The organism is Mesorhizobium sp. WSM4829, assembly GCF_055811475.1.
The window spans coordinates 137,782-143,935 of the sequence record NZ_JBVVQJ010000016.1 but is presented as its reverse complement, the minus strand read 5'-3'; the positions used below and the strand labels follow the sequence as shown (position 1 = coordinate 143,935).

Here is a 6,154-nt window from a genome sequence, read left to right as displayed (position 1 = left end):
CCCCCCCCCCCCCCCCCCCCCCCCCCCCCCCCCCCCCCCCCCCCCCCCGCCCCCCGCGGCGCCGCCGCCCCCCCCCCCCCCCCCCCCGCCGGGCCGCCCCCCCCCCCCCCCCCCCCGATCCAGGTGCAGGCCTACGGCACCACCATGCCGATCAACCAGGTGGCAAACGTGTCGGTGCCGGAGCCGCGCATGATTTCGGTTTCGGTCTGGGACAAGTCGATGGTCGGTGCGGTCGATCGCGCCATCCGTGAGTCCAATCTTGGCTTCAATCCGATCGTCGACGGCACCAATCTCAGGATTCCGCTGCCCGAGCTCAACGAACAGCGCCGCAAGGAGTTGGTCAAGATCTCGCATGGTTATGCCGAGAATGCGCGCATCGCCGTGCGCCACGTGCGCCGAGACGGCATGGAATTCCTGAAAAAGGCGGAAAAGGACGGCGATATCAGCGAGGACGATCATCGCAAGCGGTCCGACCAGGTCCAGAAGCTCACCGACGAGATGATCGGCACCATCGACCATCTGCTTTCCGATAAGGAAGCTGAAATCATGCAGGTTTAGGGTCTGGCCACTGCTGGCTCGAAAGCGAGAACATGACAAGCCCCGCGCATGTCGCAATCATCATGGACGGAAACGGACGCTGGGCCAAGGCGCGTGGCTTGCCACGGCTTGCTGGGCATCGTGCCGGCGTCGAGGCGCTGCGCAACACGGTGCGCGCCGCTCCTGGCCTTGGCATCTCGTTCCTCACCGTCTACGCCTTCTCGTCGGAAAACTGGTCGCGGCCGAAGTCCGAAGTCAGCGACCTGATGGGCCTGTTGAAAATCTTCATCCGCCGCGACCTCGCCGAACTGCACCAAAATGGCGTGCGGGTCAGGATCATCGGCGACAGGGCAGGGCTGCAACCTGACATCAGGAGCCTGCTTGAAGAGGCCGAAACGCTGACCGTCCGCAACGAAGCGCTGACCCTGGTCATCGCTTTCAACTATGGCGGACGCGACGAGATCGTGCGCACCGCGCGCAAGCTTGCCTCGGCGGTGGCGCGCGGCGAGCTCGACAGCGAGGCGATCACGGCCGAATCCTTTGCCGGCTCTCTCGATACCCGGGGTATTCCGGATCCGGAACTGGTCATCCGCACCAGCGGTGAGCTCAGGCTGTCGAATTTCCTTCTGTGGCAAGCGGCTTACAGCGAACTTGTCTTCCTGCCTTGCTACTGGCCCGATTTCAGCCGCGAGCATTTGGCTGACGCATTGCGCGACTTTGCCGGTCGCGAGCGCCGTTTCGGCGGGCTTGGCGCTGAAGGCGTCGCCGTGACAGCCAAGGGATGAGCAACCTCCAGCTTCGCGTTATTTCTGCCGTCGTGCTTGCGGTCGTCACGCTCGGCCTGACCTGGCTCGGCGGACTGCCCTTCCGGCTGCTTTGCGCCGCCATGACGATCCTGATCTTCTACGAATGGACGCGAATGTGCCGCCCGTTCGCCGCCACGGGTCTTGGTCTTCTGCCGGAAGCGTTGCTTCTGGTTTTCGTCGGCGCCTTGGTCGCCGGCCTGCCGGCGTCCTGGCTGCTGCTTCTTGTGGCGGTGATGGTCGTTGTCACCGTGGTCGTGGCTTCGATGCACCAGACTTCGATGCATCAAACGGGACAGTGGGACGCGTCCGGCCTTGCCTATGCCGCCATTTCCGGACTGTCACTTGCTCTTTTGCGCGACGGCGACCATTCCGGCCTCGTCGCGATTCTCTTCCTGTTCGCGGTGGTTTGGGCGACCGACATAGCAGCTTATTTCGTCGGCCGCGCTGTCGGCGGGCCGAAGCTGGCGCCGTCGATCTCACCCGGCAAGACGCAGAGCGGTGCGCTCGGCGGCGCCGTCGGCGGCGTGGTTGCCGGGCTGCTTCTGGCCGCTGCGGCCGGAGCCGGCAATCTCGCAGTGCTCGGCGTCGTCGCGCTGGTGCTTTCGCTCGTCTCCCAGGCCGGCGACCTTTTCGAATCATGGGTGAAGCGGCGCCACAACCGCAAGGATTCGGGCACGCTGATACCGGGCCATGGCGGCGTCATGGACCGGGTCGACGGGCTTGTCGCGGCGGCTTTCGCCCTGTACGTCATCGGCTGGATTTCGGCGACCGCCGACCATCCGGCACAGGGGCTGTTTCCAGCTTGATCGGCATTGGCTCTTTATCGGCATTGATTCGGGGGCCTGGTTTCTTGACCTGCGCAGGATGCGCCATGGATTCGCCTGGATTGATGCCACAGTCGCGGTACCACCGTGCTGCGGACGAATTTTGAGGACATGAATTGAACGAGATTCTTCACGCGGTTTTCAGCACGGAGGGCTTTGTCCTCGGCACGCTGGTGCCTTTCCTGTTCGTGCTGACCGTCGTCGTGTTCGTTCACGAGATGGGCCATTATCTCGTCGGCCGCTGGTGCGGCATCGGCGTGAAGGTCTTTTCGATCGGCTTCGGCCCGGAACTCTTCGGCTTTAATGACAGCCATGGCACGCGCTGGAAGCTCTGCGCCATTCCACTCGGCGGCTACGTCAAATTCGTCGGCGACATGAACGCCACCTCGAGCCAGCCCAGTTCGGAGGAGATCGAAACGCTGACGGCTGCCGAACGCAAGATTGCTTTTCACACGCAGCCGGTCTGGAAGCGCGCGGCAACTGTGGTGGCTGGTCCGCTGTTCAATTTTCTGCTGACGATCGCCGTCTTCGCGGTGCTGTTTTCCGCCTATGGCCGGCCCGTGCTGGAGCCAATGGTGGCTGAAGTCACCGCGGGCAGCCCAGCGGCCAGGGCCGGCATCCTGCCCGGAGACCGCTTTGTCAGCGTCGACGGCAGCAAGGTCCAGACCTTCGCCGACGTCCAGCGCCGGGTCTCGGGCCGCGGTGGCGACCCCATCACCTTCGTCATGCTGCGCGACGGCAAGGAGATCACCGTTACGGCGACGCCGGAATTGATGGAGCAGCAAGACGGGCTAGGCAACAAGGTCAAGGTGGCGGTGATCGGCGTCGTCAACAACCAGGAATTCGGCCAGCCCAGGCTGATCACCTATAGCCCGGTCGGAGCGGTAGGGGCGGCGGTCGAGGAAACGGGATACATCATTCAGCGCACCGGTCAGTTCCTGCAGCGTTTCGTTGTCGGTCGCGAAGACAAATGCCAGCTGGGCGGCCCAATCAAGATCGCAAAGATGTCGGGGCAGGCGGCAAAACTCGGCTTCGACTGGCTTGTGCAACTTGTCGCGCTGCTGTCGGTCGGGATCGGTATTCTGAACCTTTTGCCGATTCCTCCGCTCGACGGAGGCCATCTCCTGTTCTACGGCGTGGAGGCCGTCATTCGGCGACCGGTGTCGGAACGGATGATGGAGTTGGGCTACAGGGCTGGCCTGCTTCTCGTCTTGGGCTTCATGGGGTTCGTTTTCTGGAACGACCTGTTTGGATGCTGAAATCATGAAGAAATTTGGCTTCAGCACAGCCAATGTTGAGACGCCGTTTACCATGCGTGGGGATATGCGTGACGCGAAAGCCACGCAATTGGGTTAAGTAAATACAAATTAACCAGGAGCCTTGCGTGTAGGGAAAATCCGGTTAATACGGTAGGGGAAATTACCGCACGTCCGGTTTTCTCGCCGTGGGGACTTCGAGAAAAGGTACAAAAGCCCGATGAAGGCAGCATCCAAGTTTCTGAGCGCCGCGTCCGCGGTGGCCCTGTCCGCCGCCCTGGTCGTACCAGGTGCGCTCGCAGTGCAGTTCGTTGCCACATCGGCGGCCGAGGCCGCTGTTGTTTCAAGAGTTGAAGTCAGCGGCAATCAGCGTGTCGACGCCGAGACGATCCGCAACTACGTCACGATCAAGCCCGGCAGGCCGTTTTCCAGCGCCGATATCGACGAGGCGGTCAAGGCGCTGTTCGGCACCGGGCTGTTCTCGGACGTCCAGATCAACCAGGTCGGTTCGACGCTGGTCATCAAGGTTTCCGAATATCAGGTCGTGAACCAGGTGCTGTTCCAGGGCAACAAGAAGCTCAAGGACAACGCGCTGGCGGCCGCGGTCCAGTTGAAGCCGCGTGGAACGTTCTCGCAGCAGGCGCTCGATGCCGATGTCGAGGCGGTCAAGGCCGCCTACAGGCGTATCGGCCGCGACGACGCCGCCGTGACCACCCAGATCATGGATCTCGGCGACAACCGCGTGAACGTGGTGTTCAACATCAACGAAGGCGGCCGCACACAGATCGCCGCGATCAATTTCGTCGGCAACAGCGCCTATTCGAGCCGTCGCCTGTCCGATGTCATTTCGACCAAGCGCTCGACCATCCTTTCGTTCGTGCTGCGCGACGACGTCTATGACGAAGACAAGCTCAACGCCGACCAGGAGTTGCTGCGCCGTTTTTATTACAATCACGGCTATGCCGACTTCCAGGTGATTTCCGCGGTCGGCGAGCTCGACGAAGCCACCAATAAATACACGGTAACCATCACCGTGCAGGAGGGCGAGCGCTACACCTTCGGCGACATCAGCGTCGAGAGCACGATTCCCGAGGTCGACGGCGCGTCGCTGCAGTCGGTGGTCGAAACCCACAAGGGCGATGTCTACAACGCCGAGAACGTCGAAGACACCATCATTGCATTGACCGAGAGGGTCGCCGGTTCCGGCTATCCCTTCGCCCAGGTGACGCCGCGCGGCGACCGCAATTTCGAGAACCACACCATTTCAGTGGTCTATACGATCGACCAGGGCACCAAGGCCTATGTCGAGCGCATCGAAATTCGCGGCAACGACCGGACACGCGACTTTGTCATTCGCCGCGAATTCGACGTGAGTGAGGGCGATGCCTTCAACCAGGTTCTCATCCAGCGCGCGAAGAAACGGCTGGAAGCGCTCGATTTTTTTGAGAAAGTCGAGGTTTCGACCGTGCCCGGTTCTGAGCCGGACCAGGTGGTGCTGGTGGTCGACGTGGTCGAGAAGTCGACCGGCGAGTTCTCCGTCGGCGCCGGCTATTCGAGCGGTGGCGACACCGAAGGCCCGACCGTCGAAGGATCGATCAGCGAACGCAACTTCCTCGGACGCGGCCAGTTCATCAAGCTCTCGGCGGGCGGCGGCAAGAATTCGCGCGACTACAGCTTCTCCTTCACCGAGCCCTATTTCCTCGGGCGGCGCATTGCCGCCGGTTTCGATGTCTTCAACCGGACCAGGGAACGCGACGACTACAAGAGCGAGACGCTAGGTGCGACAGTGCGCTTCGGCCTGCCGATCACCGACGACATCTCGACGCAGCTGGCGTACAATATCTCGCAGGAGAAGTATAAGCTCGACGATGACTGCGATCCACTGGCCGGCTGCGACATCTCTACGGCCGTCCTAAACGGGATTGAGGAAAGCCCGTGGCTCAAGTCGTCGGTCAGTATCGGCCTGGTCTACAACACCATCGACGACATGAAGAACCCGCATGAAGGCATCTTCGCCAATGTCGCCACGGAATTCGCCGGCCTCGGTGGCGACGCCAAATTCGTCAAGGTGACAACGCGTGGCAGCGTCTACCAGACATTGTCCGAGCAGCTTGATCTGGTGGCGGTGATTTCCGGCGGGGCTGGCCATATCCAAGGCTACGGCGGCGATGGCGACCTGCGCATCTTCGATCATTTCCAGAGCAACGACCGCATGATCCGTGGCTTCGCTTACGGCGGTATCGGGCCGGTCGACAGTGAAGACGCCGGCGACCATCTCGGTGGCACCACCTATTTCAATGCCTCGGCGGAAGCCCAGTTCCCAATGCCGGTCATTCCGGAAAGCTTCGGCCTGCGCGGCGCGGTGTTCGCCGACGCGGCGACGCTCTATGGCAGCAAGATCGATGCTTCACTGGTCGATCAGTCGACGGTCGACATGCAGTGGCGCGCCTCTGTCGGCGTCGGCCTGATGTGGGCGTCGCCCTTTGGCCCGATCCGCATCGACTATGCGATCCCGGTCCTCGAGGAGGACACCGACGACGTGCAGGAATTCAACTTCGGCATATCGTCCCGCTTCTGATCGGCGGGCAACGATACTTCCGGGCCGTAGCGGTCCGGAAGAGAATAATTCGACACTACGGCGCCGCGCATCCTCCTGGACGCGCATAGGACGCTGCAGGACTTTGATTTTGCGCATTATCCTTTCCGAAAATCGATTCCGATTTTCGGGGTC

5 protein-coding genes are annotated in these 6,154 nt (G+C 62.0%); all 5 read left to right on the top strand.

Translation table 11 applies throughout. The features are described from left to right. The coding region (gene frr, locus AC0L17_RS17515; protein WP_473516750.1) for a ribosome recycling factor at positions 1-558 on the top strand (558 nt) is incomplete at its 5' end. Between the two features lie 32 nt (positions 559-590). Continuing rightward, positions 591-1,322 (top strand): isoprenyl transferase, encoded by a 732-nt coding sequence (locus AC0L17_RS17510; protein ID WP_473508465.1) that lies wholly within the window; start codon positions 591-593, stop codon positions 1,320-1,322. Beyond that, positions 1,319-2,149 carry a phosphatidate cytidylyltransferase gene (locus AC0L17_RS17505; protein ID WP_473516749.1) on the top strand — a complete coding sequence of 277 codons (831 nt, stop codon included), beginning with the start codon at positions 1,319-1,321 and terminating at the stop codon, positions 2,147-2,149. The genes AC0L17_RS17510 and AC0L17_RS17505 overlap by 4 nt, the downstream gene beginning before the upstream one ends. Before the next feature lie 134 nt (positions 2,150-2,283). Continuing rightward, positions 2,284-3,426: an RIP metalloprotease RseP gene (rseP, locus tag AC0L17_RS17500; protein WP_473516748.1), complete on the top strand. Its 1,143-nt coding sequence runs from the start codon at positions 2,284-2,286 to the stop codon at positions 3,424-3,426. Positions 3,427-3,643: 217 nt separating this feature from the next. Then, positions 3,644-6,001: an outer membrane protein assembly factor BamA gene (gene bamA, locus AC0L17_RS17495; RefSeq protein WP_473516747.1), complete on the top strand. Its 2,358-nt coding sequence runs from the start codon at positions 3,644-3,646 to the stop codon at positions 5,999-6,001. Positions 6,002-6,154: the final 153 nt, after the last annotated feature.

Coding starts and splice junctions, on each gene's coding strand:
- AC0L17_RS17510 (WP_473508465.1), top strand. CDS start 591: ATGACAAGCCCCGCGCATGTCGCAATCATCATGGACGGAAACGGACGC.
- AC0L17_RS17505 (WP_473516749.1), top strand. CDS start 1,319: ATGAGCAACCTCCAGCTTCGCGTTATTTCTGCCGTCGTGCTTGCGGTC.
- bamA (WP_473516747.1), top strand. CDS start 3,644: ATGAAGGCAGCATCCAAGTTTCTGAGCGCCGCGTCCGCGGTGGCCCTG.